Annotated in this window: 20 protein-coding genes and 3 pseudogenes; 16 read left to right on the top strand and 7 right to left on the bottom strand. The window is 39.0% G+C overall.

Annotated features, from left to right (window positions below; translation table 11 throughout):
- Positions 1-142: 142 nt before the first annotated feature.
- The 8 genes from rluD (at position 143) to ACLKMH_RS22670 (ending at position 6873) form a co-directional block, all read left to right on the top strand.
- Positions 143-1111, top strand: a complete 969-nt coding sequence (rluD, locus tag ACLKMH_RS22705; RefSeq protein WP_413700066.1) for a 23S rRNA pseudouridine(1911/1915/1917) synthase RluD — start codon at positions 143-145, stop codon at positions 1109-1111.
- Between the two features lie 199 nt (positions 1112-1310).
- Positions 1311-2054 (top strand): peptidoglycan editing factor PgeF, encoded by a 744-nt coding sequence (pgeF, locus tag ACLKMH_RS22700; protein ID WP_413700065.1) that lies wholly within the window; start codon positions 1311-1313, stop codon positions 2052-2054.
- A 74-nt stretch (positions 2055-2128) separates the two neighbouring features.
- A complete protein-coding gene (clpB, locus tag ACLKMH_RS22695) occupies positions 2129-4702 on the top strand; it encodes an ATP-dependent chaperone ClpB (RefSeq protein WP_413700064.1) in 2574 nt (857 codons plus the stop codon).
- The gene (locus ACLKMH_RS22690; protein WP_413700063.1) at positions 4692-4832 is read left to right on the top strand and encodes a hypothetical protein; all 141 of its coding nucleotides are present in this window, start codon (positions 4692-4694) and stop codon (positions 4830-4832) included. Before clpB ends, ACLKMH_RS22690 begins: the two co-directional genes overlap by 11 nt.
- Positions 4796-5140, top strand: a complete 345-nt coding sequence (locus tag ACLKMH_RS22685) for a hypothetical protein (protein WP_413700062.1) — start codon at positions 4796-4798, stop codon at positions 5138-5140. Before ACLKMH_RS22690 ends, ACLKMH_RS22685 begins: the two co-directional genes overlap by 37 nt.
- Complete coding sequence (locus ACLKMH_RS22680; protein WP_413700061.1) at positions 5110-5532, top strand: methyltransferase; 423 nt, start codon at positions 5110-5112, stop codon at positions 5530-5532. The genes ACLKMH_RS22685 and ACLKMH_RS22680 overlap by 31 nt, the downstream gene beginning before the upstream one ends.
- Positions 5522-5887: a hypothetical protein gene (locus ACLKMH_RS22675; RefSeq protein ID WP_413700060.1), complete on the top strand. Its 366-nt coding sequence runs from the start codon at positions 5522-5524 to the stop codon at positions 5885-5887. Before ACLKMH_RS22680 ends, ACLKMH_RS22675 begins: the two co-directional genes overlap by 11 nt.
- Positions 5884-6873, top strand: a complete 990-nt coding sequence (locus ACLKMH_RS22670) for a hypothetical protein (protein ID WP_413700059.1) — start codon at positions 5884-5886, stop codon at positions 6871-6873. The genes ACLKMH_RS22675 and ACLKMH_RS22670 overlap by 4 nt, the downstream gene beginning before the upstream one ends.
- An 11-nt stretch (positions 6874-6884) precedes the next feature.
- On the opposite strand, the gene ACLKMH_RS22665 is transcribed toward ACLKMH_RS22670, so the two are convergent.
- A complete protein-coding gene (locus ACLKMH_RS22665; RefSeq protein WP_413700058.1) occupies positions 6885-8480 on the bottom strand; it encodes an ABC-F family ATPase in 1596 nt (531 codons plus the stop codon).
- Between the two features lie 161 nt (positions 8481-8641).
- Between ACLKMH_RS22665 and ACLKMH_RS22660 the strand changes: the two are divergent.
- The 3 genes and pseudogenes from ACLKMH_RS22660 to ACLKMH_RS22650 all read left to right on the top strand — a co-directional run bounded on the left by ACLKMH_RS22660 (position 8642) and on the right by ACLKMH_RS22650 (position 11011).
- Positions 8642-9932 (top strand): annotated as a pseudogene (locus ACLKMH_RS22660) (DEAD/DEAH box helicase).
- 100 nt (positions 9933-10032) lie between these two features.
- Positions 10033-10505: pseudogene (locus ACLKMH_RS22655) on the top strand (NYN domain-containing protein).
- Between the two features lie 38 nt (positions 10506-10543).
- Positions 10544-11011 carry an FKBP-type peptidyl-prolyl cis-trans isomerase gene (locus tag ACLKMH_RS22650; RefSeq protein WP_413700057.1) on the top strand — a complete coding sequence of 156 codons (468 nt, stop codon included), beginning with the start codon at positions 10544-10546 and terminating at the stop codon, positions 11009-11011.
- A 55-nt stretch (positions 11012-11066) separates the two neighbouring features.
- Here ACLKMH_RS22650 and ACLKMH_RS22645 read toward each other — a convergent pair whose 3' ends face one another.
- The 6 genes and pseudogenes from ACLKMH_RS22645 to queG all read right to left on the bottom strand — a co-directional run bounded on the left by ACLKMH_RS22645 (position 11067) and on the right by queG (position 14209).
- Positions 11067-11375, bottom strand: a complete 309-nt coding sequence (locus tag ACLKMH_RS22645) for a LysR substrate-binding domain-containing protein (protein WP_413700056.1) — start codon at positions 11373-11375, stop codon at positions 11067-11069.
- Between the two features lie 132 nt (positions 11376-11507).
- The gene (locus ACLKMH_RS22640) at positions 11508-11657 is read right to left on the bottom strand and encodes a hypothetical protein (protein ID WP_413700055.1); all 150 of its coding nucleotides are present in this window, start codon (positions 11655-11657) and stop codon (positions 11508-11510) included.
- A gap of 89 nt (positions 11658-11746) precedes the next feature.
- A complete protein-coding gene (locus ACLKMH_RS22635) occupies positions 11747-11851 on the bottom strand; it encodes a LysR family transcriptional regulator (protein ID WP_413700054.1) in 105 nt (34 codons plus the stop codon).
- A 234-nt stretch (positions 11852-12085) separates the two neighbouring features.
- Positions 12086-12472 (bottom strand): DUF2750 domain-containing protein, encoded by a 387-nt coding sequence (locus ACLKMH_RS22630; RefSeq protein ID WP_413700053.1) that lies wholly within the window; start codon positions 12470-12472, stop codon positions 12086-12088.
- Between the two features lie 75 nt (positions 12473-12547).
- On the bottom strand, positions 12548-12865 hold the full coding sequence (locus tag ACLKMH_RS22625) for an antibiotic biosynthesis monooxygenase family protein (RefSeq protein WP_413700052.1): 318 nt from the start codon (positions 12863-12865) through the stop codon (positions 12548-12550).
- 198 nt (positions 12866-13063) lie between these two features.
- Positions 13064-14209 (bottom strand): annotated as a pseudogene (queG, locus tag ACLKMH_RS22620) (tRNA epoxyqueuosine(34) reductase QueG).
- 76 nt (positions 14210-14285) lie between these two features.
- On the opposite strand from queG, the gene ACLKMH_RS22615 reads away from it, so the two are divergent.
- The 5 genes from ACLKMH_RS22615 (at position 14286) to ACLKMH_RS22595 (ending at position 19122) form a co-directional block, all read left to right on the top strand.
- Positions 14286-15731: an NAD(P)H-hydrate dehydratase gene (locus tag ACLKMH_RS22615; RefSeq protein ID WP_413700051.1), complete on the top strand. Its 1446-nt coding sequence runs from the start codon at positions 14286-14288 to the stop codon at positions 15729-15731.
- A gap of 57 nt (positions 15732-15788) precedes the next feature.
- Complete coding sequence (gene tsaE / locus ACLKMH_RS22610) at positions 15789-16259, top strand: tRNA (adenosine(37)-N6)-threonylcarbamoyltransferase complex ATPase subunit type 1 TsaE (RefSeq protein ID WP_413700050.1); 471 nt, start codon at positions 15789-15791, stop codon at positions 16257-16259.
- A 56-nt stretch (positions 16260-16315) separates the two neighbouring features.
- Positions 16316-18319 (top strand): LysM peptidoglycan-binding domain-containing protein, encoded by a 2004-nt coding sequence (locus tag ACLKMH_RS22605; RefSeq protein ID WP_413700049.1) that lies wholly within the window; start codon positions 16316-16318, stop codon positions 18317-18319.
- A gap of 109 nt (positions 18320-18428) precedes the next feature.
- Positions 18429-18911: a LysM peptidoglycan-binding domain-containing protein gene (locus tag ACLKMH_RS22600; protein ID WP_413700048.1), complete on the top strand. Its 483-nt coding sequence runs from the start codon at positions 18429-18431 to the stop codon at positions 18909-18911.
- A complete protein-coding gene (locus ACLKMH_RS22595; RefSeq protein WP_413700047.1) occupies positions 18847-19122 on the top strand; it encodes a LysM peptidoglycan-binding domain-containing protein in 276 nt (91 codons plus the stop codon). Before ACLKMH_RS22600 ends, ACLKMH_RS22595 begins: the two co-directional genes overlap by 65 nt.
- Positions 19123-19124: the final 2 nt, after the last annotated feature.

Raw genomic sequence — 19124 nt, 5'->3', positions numbered from 1 at the left:
GTATCAGCTATCAGCCAAAAAAAGAAAAGTTAAAAAAGACAAAATGTGACAAGATTGCACTACAATGCGCAGATCTACATTTATTAATCGCAATTAAGGCCTTATTTTATGAGGCTACTATGAGAAAAGAAGAGAATTATATATGAGTCAAGAGTTACACCTCACCGCAGAAGTCACTGATGAACAGTTGGGTTTCCGTTTAGATAAAGCGTTGGCATCATTGTTTCCTGATTATTCTCGTACGCGTATTAAAGAATGGATCTTAGAAGGTATGGTGCAAATTGACGGTGAAGTCGTTAATACACCTCGTGAGAAAGTTTATACTTATCAAGCCGTTGAGATTAATGCATTTCTAGAAGATGAAGTCGTTTTTAAAGCACAAAATATTAAACTTGATATTGTTTTCGAAGATGAACATATTTTAGTTATTAATAAACCCGCTGGTTTAGTTGTTCACCCGGGGGCGGGTAACCCTGATGGAACTGTATTAAATGCGTTGCTTTATTTATACCCTGAAATCGCTGAGGTGCCACGTGCTGGTATTGTTCATCGTTTAGATAAAGATACAACGGGTCTGATGGTGATTGCAAAAACAATTCCAGCTCAAACGCATCTTGTTACAAGTCTGCAAGCCCGTGAAATTACGCGTGAATACGATGCCATTGCAATGGGCATATTTACCGCTGGTGGACGAGTTGATGCGCCAATCGGACGAGATAAAGTCAATCGTGTAAAAATGGCGGTGGCGACAGTCGGTGGAAAACATGCGGTGACTCATTACCGTGTTGCTGAAAAATATCGTGCCCATACACGTTTACGTTTACGTTTGGAAACGGGTCGTACCCATCAAATTCGTGTTCATATGGCTCATCTTGGCCATGTTTTAGCGGGAGACCCTGTGTATGGCGGTCGTCCTCGTCCACCTAAAGGCGCATCGGAAGAATTGACAACAGCTTTACGCGCCTTTAAGCGCCAAGCATTGCATGCAACTATGTTACGTTTAGATCATCCTATTACTGGTGAATTAATGGAGTGGCATGCACCTGTTCCAGATGACATGCAAAAACTAGTAGCTTTATTACGTGCTGATGCTATTTTCTACGAGAAATAATTCAAAGCTCGAAGAGTTTATGGCTGTAAGGCTGTAAGGCTGTAAGGCTGTAAGGTCATAAGGCTGTAAGGTTATAAGGCTTCAAGCTTTACAGCCTTCAAGCTTTATAGCCTTCAAGCTTTATAGCCTCCAAGCTTCATAGCCTTCAAGCTTTATAGCCTCCAAGCTTCATAGTCTTTCAACCCCTCGGAGTAATCACATGCTTAAACTTATTACCCCAAACTGGTCTGCACCTAAACATATCAAAGCCTTTTCAAGTACAAGGCTTAATGGTGAAAGTATAGGGGTGTTTGAAGGTTTAAACCTAGGTTTACATGTTGATGATGATAAAAATACAGTATTAAAAAATCGCGAATTATTAACAAAGCATTTAAATATCCCCGATAATTTCTGTTGGTTACAGCAAACACATAGCACGATATTACTAAAAATTGACCAACATACACAGCAAGGCATAGAAGCAGATGCATCTTGGTCTGATATAAAAAAACAAGTCTGCGTAGTGATGACCGCGGATTGTTTACCTGTGCTTATCACAGATAAAGCCGGCTCCTTTGTCAGTGCAATTCATGCTGGTTGGCGTGGTTTATGCGATGGCATTATTGAGAAATCAATAGATACTATTTGTCAGGAATTAAATATTGATAGTACTGATTTATTAGTGTGGCTCGGCCCCTGTATTGGTAAAAATGCCTTTGAAGTGGGCGCAGAGGTTCGAGATATGTTTATCAATCAAGATGCACAGGCAAGGCATGCATTTGTTGTTCATCAAGATCGTTATTTAGCTGATTTACAGCAACTTGCTCGTTTACGTATAGCGCCTTTTAATGTGGCAGAAATAACCGCTAGTGAACATTGTACATTCTCACAGCCGGAACTTTTTTATTCTTATCGTAGAGATGGTAAAACCGGTCGTATGGCAACATTTATTTACATAGAATAACTGCAAATTTAACACGCCTCCCTTGAAATACAATTTTTTCACCCTCATCTTTATTTTAGAATAAGGAGGCAATTATGCGTTTAGATAAACTCACTAGTAAATTTCAATTAGCTATTTCCGATGCTCAATCGCTTGCGCTAGGACGTGACCATCAGTACATCGAAGGTTCACACCTGATGTTAGCGTCGCTAAATCAAGATGGAGGCTCTATTCGCCCTATTTTGGCTGATCTTGAGATTGACTTAAATCTATTACGTTCACAACTTTCTACTGAATTAGACCGTATTCCAGCCGTTTCTGGCATTGGCGGTGATGTACAGCTTTCAGCAAAATTAGGGGTACTGTTTAACCTCTGTGATAAATTTGCACAGAAAAATAAAGACAAGTTTATTTCATCAGAACTGTTTTTATTAGTCGCTTGTGAAGACAAAGGTCCGCTTGGAACAATATTAAAAGGCCTAGGGTTAACCACTCAAAAAGTAAATGAATCCATTAAAAAAATCCGTGATGGTCAAAATGTAGATGATCAAAATGATGATGGACAGGAGCAGTCCTTAGCAAAGTATACGATTGATCTCACAGAACGAGCAGAGCAGGGCAAACTTGATCCGGTTATTGGCCGTGATGATGAAGTTAGACGCATGATCCAAGTGTTGCGGCGTCGGACTAAAAACAACCCTGTTATTATTGGTGAACCAGGTGTTGGTAAAACAGCCATTGTTGAAGGTCTCGCACAACGTATTATCAATGGTGAAGTGCCAGAGGGATTAAAAAATAAACGTGTATTATCCCTTGATATGGGATCTTTGATTGCTGGCGCTAAATATCGTGGTGAATTTGAAGAGCGTTTAAAATCGGTTTTAGCTGAATTAGCTCAGGAAGAGGGGCAAGTTATCCTCTTTATTGATGAATTACATACTATGGTTGGAGCGGGTAAAACAGACGGCGCGATGGATGCCAGCAATATGTTAAAACCAGCACTTGCGCGTGGTGAATTACATTGTGTCGGTGCAACAACACTTGATGAATATCGTCAATATATTGAAAAAGACGCGGCTCTTGAGCGACGCTTCCAAAAAGTGCAAGTCGATGAACCAACGGTTGAAGATACCATTGCGATCCTTCGTGGTTTAAAAGAGCGTTATGAATTGCATCATAAGGTTGAGATAACCGATCCTGCTATTGTTGCGGCGACCACCTTATCGCATCGTTATATATCAGACAGACAACTACCAGATAAAGCAATTGACTTGATTGATGAAGCGACTTCAAGCATACGTTTACAAATGGACTCTAAACCTGAAGGTTTAGATAAATTGGGGCGCAAAATTATTCAACTAACGGTTGAGCAAAAAGCGCTAAAAAATGATACCGATGAAGCGACAGTTAAGCGCCTGCAAGATATAGAAAGTGCGCTACAAGTTAAAGGTAAAGAATATAAAGAATTAGATGAAATTTGGAAGACAGAAAAGGTCGCGCTTTCAGGAACACAGAATATTAAAAAAGCACTTGAGCAAACGCGATTAGATTTAGAGGTCGCTAGCCGAGCATCGGATCTGACTCGTATGTCTGAACTACAATACGGTAAAATTCCTGAACTTGAAAAGCAATTAGATCTCGTTGCACAGGCAGAAATGCAAGATATGACCTTGCTTAAACACTGTGTTACTGAAAATGAGATTGCTGAAATTCTTGCACGTTGGACCGGTATTCCCGTTGATAAAATGCTCGAAGGTGAACGCCATAAACTGCTAAGAATGGAAAAACATTTGCACAGTCGTGTCATTGGCCAAAACGAAGCAATTTCAGCTGTATCCAATGCAATTCGTCGTAGTCGTGCTGGCTTAAGTGATCCTAATCGCCCGATTGGTTCCTTCCTATTTTTAGGGCCAACGGGTGTTGGTAAAACCGAATCCTGTAAAGCATTAGCGAATTTCCTGTTTGATAGCGAAGACAATATGGTGCGTATTGATATGTCTGAGTTTATGGAAAAGCATTCTGTTGCTCGTTTAGTAGGCGCGCCTCCAGGATATGTAGGTTATGAAGAAGGAGGTTACTTAACTGAAGCGGTTCGCCGTAAACCTTATTCAGTTATTTTATTAGATGAAATTGAAAAAGCGCATCCCGATGTTTTTAATATTTTGTTACAGGTGTTAGATGATGGACGATTAACCGATGGACAAGGGCGTACCGTTGATTTTCGAAATACAGTGATCATTATGACCTCTAATATTGGTTCAGACATTATTCAAGAAGAGTTTAATAGTGCTGGTTATGAAGATATAAAAGCGAAACTGTTTACGCGCTTGAGAGATCAGTTTAAACCTGAGTTTTTAAATCGTATTGATGAAACTGTGGTTTTTCATCCTTTGGCCGAGAGTCATATCAAATCCATTGCAACGATCCAATTACATCATTTACAAAAACGCTTAAAAGAACAGGATTATCAATTGACCTTTAATGATGAATCGATTGAATTGCTAGTCGGGGCTGGATTTGATCCTGCTTACGGTGCAAGACCATTGAAACGCGCTATTCAACAGTTATTAGAGAATCAACTTGCGGAGCAAATTATTTCTGAGCAATTGGTGAAAGGTCAAAACATATTGGTTGATGTGGTTGACGGAAAAATACATTTTGTACAATAAGTCTAGTGCAGAGGTTTTTCAGTCATTAGATAACTATTTATCAAGCTTACAAGATTACTGGCAATTTGAAGCTTTTCACCATGGTGATTATCCATGGGAAAAAGAAATGCTGATTTGTGCCAGTTTTTAGATAATTTGTCAGATCATGAGGTGCAGTTTTATCAGCAATACCCTGATAAGTCGCACCTTTTATTAAAAGATTTCATTCCCACCTTGCTTGCCAGTAACGATGCTTTATTTCATATTGATGCTTTAACTAAAGAAAGCAGTGATATTCCCTTTTGGTTACAAACTGGCATCAAAGGACGTAAATGGTCTCAAATAACTGCCTTTGCAGAGCAAATAAACACACTTAATCCGATTGTCGAGTGGTGTGCAGGGAAAGGTCATTTAGGGCGACTCATTAGTTGGCAAAAAAAGCTCCCGTTACCTCGATAGAATGGCAACAAACACTCTGTCAAACTGGTCAAGCAGAAGCACTTAAACGACAAATAACACAATCCTTTAAACAGGCTGATGTATTAGCGGGAGAAGCTGATGATGATATTAATGCTTCATCTCATGCTATTGCCTTACATGCCTGTGGTGATTTACATTTACACCTGATAAAACAGGCGGTAGAAAAGCAACCTGCTGAGGTTACTATAAGCCCCTGTTGTTATCACTTAACCCGTCAGAGTACCTATCTCCCTTGTTCTAAATTAGGGCAAAAATCGTCCTTAAAAATATCAAAACAAGTGTTAAAGCTTGCCGTTAGTAAGCAAGCAACAAGTGGTAAAAGGCAGGCTCGTTTAAGTGAACTAGGAAGTATTATGGCGTTTGGCCTTTGATGAATTACAAAAACATGCATTAAAAAATGATGAGTACTGTCCGTTACCGAGTTTTCCGACAACATTATTATCGGGGGCATTTACAGAGTTTGTTATTTGGGCAAAACAACAAAAATCATTAACCTTTGAACTGCCGGTATCATTGACGCCGTTTTTAGATAGGGCGAATAGTCGTCTTAGAAAAATCCGTCGTATGGAATTAGTTAGCCAATTTTTTGTGCGTCCATTGGAGTTATGGTTGGTTTATGATCGGGCATTCGCTTTGTATGACGCTGGTTACAAAGTCGCGGTTTCTACATTCTGCGATGAACATATCACGCCGCGAAACTTATTGATAAAGGCGAGCTTAAAATGATTGATGCTATTTGTACCTTGTATGCACAAGATGATGAAAACAAAGCTGGTAATAAAGTGTTTTCAATTTTTGAATTTAAAGCTTTGCCTGAGTCTGAAATTAATCGTTTACGTTATTCTTTAATTTGTCCCGATTGCAAACAGGTTGCTTACTTTAGAAAAGCTTCGCGAGATGGTAAACAAGCCTGTTTCGGCAGTCGTTATCATGCTCCCGATTGTAAAGAATTTAATCCTTCAGTAAGAAGAGTAGAAGAAGAAAAAGAGATTGCTGAAGTTGAAAAGATATTATTAGAAGCTGATTCACTAAAAATAGATTTTAGTCGCAGTGCACTTAAAAAAAGAACAGAAAAAAACACCTCAAAAATCAAGACAGAAACAATTCAAAGACAAGCCCCAGCTGACTTTAAAGAACAAAATGAAACAGAGCCTGGAGCATTAAAAGATTCAAAGAGTGATAAATTAAATATTAACAAACAGGGGCTAGGAAAGTTATTAACTAGCTTATTACGTGGCAGTTCATTAGCAAATTCTGATTTATGGGTTTATACCAGTGAAAAACATAAATGGCGCGCGAAAAACTTATTTGTTAATGTCAATCAAGCACAGCCAACAGAAAATGGTGCTCCGAGAATGTATTGGGGAACCATTTCTCATGCCGATAATAGCCTTCACTGGCTAAATCCTGCCGAAGAACGAAGCGTTGCTATTCCTATCAGCAAATACCGAGAATCATTATTAGAGCGTTTTGATATTCAAGAAACACGTGATATCGAAGGGGCTGGTTTTATACTGTTTGCAAAATGTGTAGAAAGCAAAGACAAAAAACGTAAATTTTTACAATTGTGGGGAAATGATGTGAATTACTTTTTCTCTCTAAAGCCGAAGAATAGCCCGCCAAGCCTAGAAGAGATTGCGCTTTTGAATTTACTGACAGCTTTTTTTCATAGCCACAAAAAAGGCGCATCAAAGCGCCTTTTTAGCAACTAACTAAATACAACTTAAGCTTCTACAATACCTTGGCTTTTCAGGTATTCAGCATAAGTACCGTGGAAATCAATGACTTTATCAGCTTTGATTTCAATAATACGGGTTGCTAGTGATGAGACAAACTCACGGTCATGAGAAACAAATAATAACGTTCCTTCATAGTTTTCTAGTGCTAAGTTTAATGATTCAATCGATTCCATATCCAAGTGATTGGTTGGCTCATCCATTAATAGAATATTTGGCATATCCATCATTAACTTACCAAATAACATACGCCCTTGCTCACCACCAGAAATTATTTTTACTGATTTCCCAATGTCATTTGAACCAAATAATAAACGCCCTAATGTACCACGAGCAGCTTGCTCGTCATCACCAGGTTTCATCCATTGTGCCATCCATTCCATTAAGGTTTGGTCTTTTTCAAAGGCGTAGGCATGATCCTGTGCGTAGTAACCTAAGTTTGCGTTTTCAGACCATTTAAACGAACCTGAATCTGCTTCAACTTGACCCATTAGTGTGCGTAATAGGGTTGTTTTACCAACACCATTTTGACCAATGATGGCAATACGTTCACCCACTTCAACCATTAAGTTTAGGTCTTTAAATAGAGTTGTTTCAAAACTCTTAGTGACATTTTCCATTTCTAATGCGTTACGGAAAAGTTTCTTCTCTTGTTTGAAAACAATATAAGGATTTACACGACTTGATGCTTTTACTTCTTCAAGTTGAATTTTATCCATTTGTTTAGCACGAGAGGTTGCTTGTTTTGCTTTTGATGCATTTGCAGAGAAGCGGCTTACGAAGTCTTGTAATTCAGAAAGTTGTGCTTTTTTCTTCGCATTTTCATTTAATAGGCGTTCACGAGCCTGTGTTGCCGCTGTCATGTATTCGTCATAGTTGCCTGGGAAAAGGCGTAATTCACCGTAATCGATATCGGCCATATGTGTACACACAGAGTTTAAAAAGTGACGGTCATGAGAAATGATAACCATAGTACACTGACGTGCTTTTAATTCTGTTTCTAACCAACGGATAGTATCGATATCCAAGTTATTGGTAGGCTCATCGAGTAACATGATATCTGGATCAGAGAAAAGTACCTGCGCTAGCAATACACGTAATTTCCAGCCAGGTGCAACTTCTGACATCGGCCCGTAGTGTTGCTCAAGTGGAATACCAACGCTTAATAGAATTTCTCCCGCACGCGAGTCGGCAGTGTAACCATCCATTTCAGCGAATTCGGTTTCAAGGTCGGCGACTTGCATACCTTCTTCTTCAGACATTTCTGGTAATGAATAGATACGATTACGTTCATTCATCACCGCCCACATTTCTTTGTGACCCATTAATACTGTATCGAGTACCGTATGTTCTTCAAAGGCAAACTGATCTTGATGTAGTTTAGCAATACGCTCGTTAGGATCGCGTGAAACATTACCTGCGCTAGGTTCAAGATCACCGGTTAAGATTTTCATGAATGTTGATTTACCACAACCATTGGCACCGATTAAACCATAGCGGTTACCTGTACCAAATTTGACAGAAATGTTTTCAAAAAGTGGTTTTGCACCAAATTGCATGGTGATGTTGTTTGTACTAAGCAAGGCGATATTCCTAAATTAGGTTAATAATAAAATTGGCGACATTATACCGATCAAATTGATTATTTATAGAGCAACGGTGATTTAAATCACATATGTTCTAAACTTTGCTGTAAGCTACGCGATTATTTTACCCCTGTTAATATTATGAATGAGATTAGATTATGAGTTTTGAGTCCCTTGGTTTACCTGAAGAGCTATTATGTGCCGTTACAGAGCAAGGTTATACAGAGCCTTCGCCCATACAAGCACAGGCCATCCCAGTTATTTTGGAAGGTAAAGATATTATGAGTTACGTCGCACAAACAGGAACAGGTAAAACAGCGGGGTTTACATTACCTTTATTAGCTAATTTAGTGGACGGCGAACGTGCAAAAGCAAATCAAGTACGGGTATTAATTTTGACACCGACGCGAGAATTAGGCTGCTCAAATACATGAGAGTGTTAAAAATTATGGTAAAAATTTACCGTTACGAAGTGCAGTGGTATTTGGTGGTGTAAAAATTAATCCTCAAATGCAATTATTACGTCAAGGTGTTGATATTTTAGTTGCTACGCCAGGGCGTTTATTAGACTTATACCAACAAAATGCAGTGCGTTTTAAACAGCTTGAAGTGTTAGTGTTAGACGAAGCCGATAGAATGTTAGACATGGGGTTTATTCACGATATCAAACGTATTATTCGTTTATTGCCCGCAAAACGTCAAAATCTATTATTCTCAGCAACCTTTTCACCTGATATTCGTCAGTTAGCAAAAGGTTTAGTAAATAATCCGGTTGAAATTTCAGTCAGTCCTAGAAATACCACTGCTGAAAGTGTCACTCAATATGTTTATGAAGTGGATAAAACTAAGAAGTCTCCTTTATTAACTCAGTTAATAAAAGACAATGATTGGAAACAAGTATTAGTTTTTTCAAAAACTAAACATGGTGCAAATCGACTTACTAAACAACTTGAAGCGCGAGGTATTCGTGCAGTTGCTATTCATGGTAATAAGAGCCAAGGTGCGCGTACTAAAGCATTAGCGGCTTTCAAGGAAGGACAAATTAATGTGTTAGTGGCGACGGATATTGCCGCTCGTGGTATCGATATTGATCAGTTACCTCAAGTAGTTAATTTTGATTTACCCCATGTAAGTGAAGACTACGTGCATCGTATTGGTCGTACTGGTCGAGCTGGTAATGTTGGACAAGCGATTTCGTTAGTGTGCAATGAAGAATTTAAGTTATTAAAAGATATAGAAAAACTCATTAAAAAACTGATTCCGCGTAAAACCGTTGCTGGTTTTGAACCGGGCACGCCATTGCCTGAATCTGTTTTAGATACTCGAGCACCGAAACCTAAAAAGCCTAAAAAAGTAAAACCAGGGCATCGAGATGGTCAGCGTTCAGGACCTGGTACTGGCAGTCGTCGTCAACAACGCAGTGCTCGTAATAATTTTGTTGGTGAATAACCCGCCATTAAATAGTTGACAATAAAGCCTCAAATATTATTTTATTTGGGGCTTTTTAATTTTAAAACATTATGGTTGCTTAACAAGTTGGGCTAATTCTATGAAAAAAATTGCTATTTTTGCAGATGTACAAAACATTTATTACACCACTCGGCAAAGCTATGGTAGGCAATTTAATTACCGTAAGTTATGGCAACTCATAGAAGCTCAAGGTGAAATAACCCACGCCTTTGCTTATGCCATCGATAAAGGTGATAACCAACAAAAAAATTCCAAGAAATGCTTAAGTATTTAGGATTTGATGTGAAATTAAAAGCTTTTATACAACGTAGCGATGGAACTGCAAAGGGGGATTGGGATGTTGGCATTACCATTGATGTGATGGAAGTTGCTCCGCAGGTTGATTTAGTTATTTTGCTTTCTGGCGATGGTGATTTTTCGATTTTATTAGACAAAATAACTCAAACCTATTCAGTACAAGCAGAAGCTTATGGTGTCCCTAAATTAACGGCTAAAGCATTGATAGATAGTTGCACTGTTTTTCATCCTATCGACAACGAGTTACTACTTTAGTACAGTGGCCTCCTCATTTTATTGATTAAGGGTATCCTTTGAAAATTGTTCTAATTGCGTTGATATTAATTGTGCTGTTTTTTATTTTAAAAGGCTTTGTTGCGGATAAAAATGCACCTCAAAATATTGAACTTGGCAAGCAATTCTTAGCTGAAAACGGCTTAAAAGCAGGTATTCAAAGCACAGCTTCTGGCCTACAATACGAAGTGTTAACTAAGGGTGATGGTGATGTTCATCCGACTGCGACAAGTAAGGTAACAGTGCATTATCACGGAACCCTAATTGATGGCACTGTCTTTGATAGTTCTGTAGATAGAGGTAAAACTATTTCCTTTAAACTAAACCAAGTGATACCTGGTTGGACGGAAGGTTTACAGTTAATGGTTGAAGGTGATAAGTATCGTTTATTTATTCCTAGTAACCTAGCCTATGGAGATAAAAGTGCAGGCAGTATTCCTGCTGGGTCACTATTAATCTTTGATGTTGAGTTATTCTCGGTAGAATAATTTTCAAGCCATTCATTCCCTCAGAAGTTTTTAAATCAAACTTCTGAGGAGAGTCTCAGCAAGTAATTTTCTCTTTATCTGCAATCAACATTTCCCGTATGGTAGTTAAAGCCTTTCCTCTATTAACGGTTTTCCATGCCAAATAAAGTGCTATAGGCTCCTGTTTTGGCGTAATGTTTAACTCGATCAATTGTCCGTTATCAAGATATTGTTGGATCCGCGAGCGGGGTAAAAAACCACACCCAATCCCTTGTAATTGTGCGCGCAATTTATATTCAATACTTGGTACATAAAAGTAATTATCTTTACTGATCACTGAGTGTGTTTGTGTGATCCATTGCTTAGCCGAGTCATGAGCGACCACGGCACGATATTTTTCAATAGTGCTATAAGCAAGGGACGCTTTTCTTTTATTAAGGTATGTTCTGGACTGACTGCAAAAACAGGATCAAAGAAACAAAGTGGGGCGGTTTGTATCCCTTTTTGCTCTGGTATATCACCTGCTTGCACCAATGATCATATCAACCCTATCATCAACTAAAGCTTCCCAAGCGCCATTCATAATTTCTTCACTGATATCCATTTCGATGCTTGGATGGTTATCAAGAAATTTCTTACAAATGCTAAAAATATGATCGCACTGCAAAATAGAGCTAATAGCAATATTTAGCTTTGGCTCCCAACCATTTGAAATAGTTTGTGTTTTATCTGCGAGACGTTGTACTGCTTGTAAGATTAAACGTCCTTCGAGGAGTAAATTTTTCCTGCAGGGGTTAATACTGCTCGACGACCTTGTTTTTGAAAAATAGTGACCTGTAATTGATCTTCTAATTTTTGCACAATGTAAGAAAGCGCTGAGGGGACTTTATTCAGTTGTTCCGCGGCGGTACATAGCTACCCCGTTTATCAATTGCATCTAAGACAGTAATCGCTTCGAGAGTGATGGCATTATTTTTCATGGAGTAATCTCACTCGCTGTATAATTTCTAAGTTAATCTAACGAAAAGAGGCAAGGGTAAAATAATAGTGATGAAAAAAGGGCCAATGACAGCTAATCGCATTAGCCCTGAAAAATTATTTACGTAGTTGTTGTTTTAATTCGTAGTCAAATTCATCGGGAAAGAAAATCAGCCCTTCGCTATTTTGGTCTGGGAAGATAACCAGTGCTAATTCATCATCTTCCAAGCCATGTGTCCAACGATTCTGCCATTTCTCTAAGGAAATCGCTTCTGCGGTGCAATGCGACCATTCTTCTGTTGCCCAGGATAGTGCGAACTCTTTGTTAGGCCAAACTGGAACACAATCTTCTTCTTCGCTGTTGAGCATGACACAGCCATGTTCATCGATTAGTAACCAAATTTGTTGGTTTTTAATCACCTCTTTTAATAGATATTGATAACGTTTATGCGCGTCTAATTTTTCAATATCTTTAATTTGTTGTTCAGTAAGTGCTTGGCTCATAGGTTTTCCTGGATTAAGTTGTTGCTTAACTTTGATGGTTTATTGGTTATGATGATTCACTACTGATGTTATTAATTATTGACGTAGTGGATCACTGGCAAGTAAGTGGTCTAGGATAGGAACCATAATTATGGGTTCATAGGTTCTGTTGATGGCAGTTACCATTTTTATACGTGCTTCTTCATGTTTATCTTGGCAGTTTTGCGCCTTCTTAAAATGATCTTCACTGAGCCATTGGCTATAGGATACCCATTGATTATCTTGGCTTTTATGTAAACGTGAACCGAGTGCGCCATATTTTTCGATATTACGGTGAATAATTTCAGACCAGCCTTCCTTAAAGGCTTGTTCACATTCTGGCTTAATATCCCAACGGAAAAGTACTGTTATCATAAATCCTCACAAAGTATTAACAGGAGCTTTAATCTATAGAGACAATAACCGTTCTGTCAAGATAGATAGCTTTTTTTAAGTCGCTTTTCAGATTGTTATACCATTCCGCTTAAATAATGAGTCAAAAATTGCGAAGGAAAACTAATGAAGGCAAGCCTTTGATTGAGCAATAGCTAGCTATTTGAATTGAAAATGGTATTAGGCATCTCTTGGTAAACCTTTTTCAATTGAACGGATTAATCGGTTATTGAGTCGTTCGTTATGGGTTTGTTCGACAATAGGAATTTGCGAAGCATGTTCTGCTAAGGCCCAATGAATATGTTCATTTAACAATTCTGAATCACTTGTTAATAATTTGTTTTGTAACGCTTCAATTAGTTTTTCAGAACTTGGCGCGTTACCTAATGCTACGGCAATATTACGTAACCAGCGTTGATAACCAATACGTCGAATAGGCGAACCTTCAGTATTGTTCAGAAACTCAGCTTCGCTCCAAGCAAATAAATCTAATAAGGGTTGTTTCTCTAGTTGATGACGGGCCTGATAATCCTGTTCTTGAGTAGTGTTGGCAAAACGATTCCAGGGGCAAATTAACTGGCAGTCATCACAACCGTAAATACGATTGCCAATTGCCTTGCGAAATTCAACGGGGATTGCTCCCTGCAATTCAATGGTGAGATAGGAGATACAACGGCGACCATCTACCACATAAGGCGCGACAATTGCCTGAGTTGGACATATTTTAAGGCAAGCAACGCACTGACCACATTTTCTTCTACGGGCTCATCAACCGGTAGTGGTAGGTCAATCATTAACTCGCCAATAAAAAACCATGACCCTGTTTTGGCATCGATTAATAAAGAATGTTTACCAGTCCAACCTAATCCTGCTTTTTCAGCGAGGGCCTTTCTAAAATTGGCGCACTATCAACAAAGGGACGATAACCTAGCTTTCCTACCTGTTGTTCAATTTTTTGCCCTAATTGTTTTAAGCGTTTACGTAATACTTTGTGGTAGTCTCGACCGAGTGCATAACGACTAATGTAGGCATTATTTTTATTTTTAAGAGTACGTGCAAATTGTGCATTATCTGGCAGGTAATCCATGCGCACGGAAATAACACGCAGTGTACCAGGGTGAAGCTCGGCTGGTCGGGCACGCTTCATGCCGTGTTTTTCCATATAATCCATTTCACCGTGATATTGATTGTCTAACCAGGCTTGCAACTTTTGTTCATGGTGCTTGAGATCAATATCTGAGATGCCGACCTGTTGAAAGCCTAGCGCTTTTCCCAGAGCTTGATATTTTTAACCAAATCAGTTAAATCGATATCTTGAAGGTTCAGTTGATTGTTGTCGATGCTGTTGGTTCTCAACCATTATTTTCTCGTTTTATACAATTTGCGTAACATAGGACAAAAAATGCTTTCTGACCAAATAAAAATGCAACCCAGTTTACCACATTCTTTATATCGTGCGCGACAGATAAAAGATTTTGAAGGGCTTGCTGCAGAGCAAGTGGGAACGACTCTTTATGGATTAATGAAACGTGCCGGAGATGCCTGCTACCAAGTTTTTAAGCATCACTTTCCGGAAGCGACAAGTGTTTTGGTATTAACGGGACGTGGCAATAATGGCGGAGATGGATATGTATTTGCGGCTATTGCAAAAGATGCTGGCTTACATGTGCAACTTTGTCAGGTTGGCGATGACAAAGACTTAACAGGTGATGCTACTCAGGCAAGAAATGCTTGGCGTATTGAGCAAGGTGTTATTGATTCAATTGAAAATGCTGACTTTGAAAAGCCAGATGTAATTGTTGATGCTTTATTAGGCACAGGGCTATTAGGTACGGTGAGAGCTGAATATCAAAGGCTAATTCATAAAATTAATCTTGCTGATAAACCCGTTTTAAGTATTGATATTCCCTCTGGTTTAAACAGCGACACGGGCGAAATTGCAGAGGTTTCGGTAAAAGCGGATGCGACAGTTTGTTTTGTTGGTTTGAAGCAAGGCTTATTCACTGCTCGCTCAGCGGAACATTGCGGTAAAATTTATTTTGCAGGGTTAGGTATTGAACAGGAATTTAAGGCTTTATGTAAAAGCACTGTTTCTCGTGTGACCTATCCTGATATATGTCATTATTTAAAACCTCGATCTCGAACTAGTCACAAGGGCTTTTTTGGTAAGACCTTAGTGATTGGTGGCAATAAAGGCATGCCGAGGGCTGCTCGATTAGCCTCTGAAGCGACACTACGGTGTGGATCTGGCTTAGTAAAAGTTTTAACATTGCCAGAGAACCTGCTCACTATTTTGTCTGGGCGTCCAGAGTTGATGGGAGAAGGTGTTGATCTTGAACATTTTGATGGTCAAGTAATTCAAGATTGGGCAAGTGTGCTGACCATTGGCCCTGGATTAGGTCAAGATGAATGGGCACAAACTTTATTTGATTATGTATTAGCCTCTGATTTACCAACTGTGGTAGATGCTGATGCGTTAAATTTATTAGTTGCAAAACCACAGTGGAAAGAAAATTGGGTGTTAACACCACATCCAGGCGAAGCCGCTACTTTATTAGGCTGTTCTATTAATCAGATTGAAAAAGATCGCTATAGTGCGGTGCGTAATTTGCGGCGCAACTTTGGTGGTGTTGTAGTGTTAAAAGGAGCGGGAACATTGATTTGTGATGGTAAACAAGTCTATGTTAAAAATGTTGGTAATCCTGGCATGGCAAGTGGTGGCATGGGAGATGTACTTTCTGGTATCATCGCAGGGCTGTTAGCGCAGGGTTTAGATGCGCTTCAGGCTTCTACATTAGGGGTATCTATTCATGGTTTAGTCGCCGATCTTAGCTGCACAGCAAAATGAACGAGGATTACTGGCCAGTGATCTGTTTCCACATATTAGAGAGTTAGTTAATCCATAATGGCGAAAAATTTACAATCAACTTTAACAGAAACATTAAGTAATGCAGAACAAACGGTTGCCTTTGGTACTCGGTTGAGTGTGGCCTGTGAAAAGGCTATTTGTATTTACCTTCATGGTGATTTAGGGGCTGGTAAAACCACCTTAACGCGTGGTTTTATTCAAGGTTTAGGTCATCAGGGTAATGTAAAAAGTCCTACTTATACCCTTGTCGAGCCTTATGAGTTGGATAAATGGAATGTTTATCATTTTGATTTATATCGATTAGGAGACCCCGAAGAATTGGAATTTATGGGCATTAGAGACTACTTTTCAGATAGTAGTCATTGTCTTGTTGAATGGCCTGAGCGTGGAGAAGGGGTTTTACCTTTGGCTGATATTGATTTAATGTTACGCTATGATGGTAAACAGCGCGTTATTGAGCTACAAGCAAACACTGAAATAGGCAAACAAGTTATACAAAAATTATGAAGCTAAGTCGTCTTAAATCTTTTATCAAATCACCAATGCTAATAAGTGTTTTACTTATGGCAGTTACTGTTGTGCAAGCGAATCAGCTAGAGGGCGTTCGTGCATGGCCTTCTCCTGATAGTACACGAGTAGTATTAGATTTAAGCGACAAACCAGACTACGACATTAATTATTTGCAAAGCCCAAATCGTTTGATGATTGATATTAAGTCAACAACAAGCAAGGTTAATCTTAGTTCAGTAGCACATAAAGGGCCTTTGGTTAAGAATGTACGGGAGAGCACTAGTAAGAGTAAGGGCACTTACCGATTAGTGATTGATTTGAAAAAAGCAAGTAAAGCGCATATTTTTACCCTAAACCCTGCTAAGCCATACGGTCATCGATTAGTTATCGACTTACCACACAAAACACCTGAACCCGTTAAAGTTGTTGAAAAACCAAAAAGCTCTTTGAAACCGAATGAGGTGGGGCGAAATGTTATTATTGCGATTGATGCAGGGCATGGTGGCGAAGATCCTGGTGCATTAGGACAATTTAGTGTTGAAAAGGTGATTACCTTACAAATTGCAAAGCGCCTGTTAAAACGCATTAACCAACAAACTGGAATGGAAGCATTTCTTATTCGAACAGGCGACTATTACGTTAATTTGAATAAACGTTCTGAGCTTGCTTTTAAAGGTAAGGCTGACTTTTTAGTATCAGTTCATGCCGATGGTTTTACTTCAAGTCGACCTAGTGGTGCGTCTGTTTGGATACTTTCTGATCGTCGCGCTAACTCTGAAATGGGGCGTCGCATGGAGCGCCATGAAATTCACTCTGAATTATTAGGTGGTAAGGGCGAAACAAGTGATAACGCAAGTAGTGTTCCATTTTTAAATAAAGTCTTTTTTGATATGTCTAAATCAAATTCGATGAAGGTGGGGGCCGATGTTGGTCATTTGGTGGTTAAAGAGCTTGGGCAAATTACTAAGCTTCATAAAAAAGAGCCTGTGGGTGCTAGCTTAGCGGTGCTTAAATCACCTTATATTCCTTCGATATTGGTAGAAGCTGGGTTTATTACCAATCACCGAGAAGAACGTTTATTAAACCAAGCTGAATATCAAACAAAAGTTGCTAACTCTGTTTTTAAAGGTATTTATCGCCATTTTATCGAGTCTCCACCGCATGACTCATTATTTGCACAAAAGAAACGAGTGATAAATCATACGGTGCGCAGTGGTGAGTCTTTATCAATTTTAGTCGCTCGTTATAGTGTTAGCCTAAACGAATTAAAATCACACAATCGTTTAAAATCTAATAATTTACGAATTGGCCAAGTGTTAAAAATTCCACCAAATTATCAACTGGTTGTTGATCAAGTTACAGCGCCGATTGCTGTTGCAAAGGCCCCCGTCTTTTCAGCGGAGAAAACGCATAAGGTTGCCCGAGGAGAGTCTTTATCTGTTATCGCCAGTCGTTATGGTTCTAGCACAGGTGAACTGAAAGCCTACAATAAGTTAAAATCTACCTCTCTTGCCATTGGCCAGAAAATAAAAATACCGCCACAACAAATAACACAATCTGCCTCACAAGTTGTGCAAGCTAAACCTGTTGTGCATAAAGTTCGACCTGGCGAGTCTCTATCTGTGATTGCTAAACAATATAACAAGACTATTAATGAGATTAAGCAATATAATCAATTACGTTCAACGTCTTTGGCAATTGGTCAGCAAATTAAAATACCTACCGATGCAACACTGTTAAGCAATTTACCAGTACAACTTGCAATTGTTAAATCAGAACCTAAAGTCGTAGCCCCTGTGATACATAGCGTTAAACGTGGTGAATCTTTATCCGTTATTGCTTCACGTTATGGTAAGAGTACCAATGAGCTTAAAAGGCATAATAAACTCAATTCAACTGTATTATCTGTTGGGCAAAAATTACAAATTCCAGGCAGTGGTATACAACAAAGTAATGAATTACTTGTGCTACAAGAAGAATTACCCGAACTAACCGTGCCAGAATTTCATACCGTAAGACCAGGTGAGTCCTTATCCTTGATAGCGAACGCGCTATAACAAAACAATTACTGAGCTTAAAGCCTTTAATAAATTAAAAACAAATGTTTTAGCGGTTGGTCAGAAGATAGATATTCCGGAAGATAATACTGCAGTTACGAAGATTGCCGTGGCGCCTAAAATTATTAGTATACCAGCGTATCACAAAGTACAGCGTGGTGAATCTTTATCAGTCATTGCCTCTCGTTATAACAAAACAACAAACGAGCTTAAACGATATAATAAACTCAGCTCTACAGTATTATCTGTTGGACAACGTTTAGCTATTCCTGGGGCTACGGCTGAAAATGACCCCGCACCAGCGAAAGTTTTAGTCGCGAAGGCAACAGTACACAGAGTTAAGCGTGGAGAGTCACTTTCTGTTATTGCTGCACGTTACAATCAAACTATTAATAACTTGAAAACTTATAATGACCTACGTTCTAGTTCTTTAGCAATCGGTCAACGAATAAAAATCCCAGCTGGGGATTATGTTGCCAGCGAAGATAAGCGAACTAAGCAAGCCACAGTGCACAAAGTACAACGTGGTGAGTCTTTATCTGTTATTGCTTGCACGTTATGGCACAAGCTCTCGCGTTTTAAAGGATTATAATCGTTTAAAATCGACCTCTCTCTTAGTTGGGCAGAAAATTAATATACCCGCAAATTTAAATAAACCAACGACTCATAAAGTGCGTAGCGGAGAATCTCTATCTGTTATTGCAGAGCGTTACGGTACAACAGCTTCTTTGATAAAGTCTATCAATAAACTGCGTTCAAGTTCACTGGCGATCGGACAGTTGCTCACTATTCCAACGACTTAGAT

Origin of the sequence: Psychromonas sp. KJ10-10, assembly GCF_047323245.1 — a bacterium.
In the GTDB taxonomy this organism is placed as follows: Bacteria; Pseudomonadota; Gammaproteobacteria; order Enterobacterales; family Psychromonadaceae; genus Psychromonas.
Note: the sequence above shows the minus strand (reverse complement) of the source record. Positions and strands in the feature narration are given on the sequence as shown.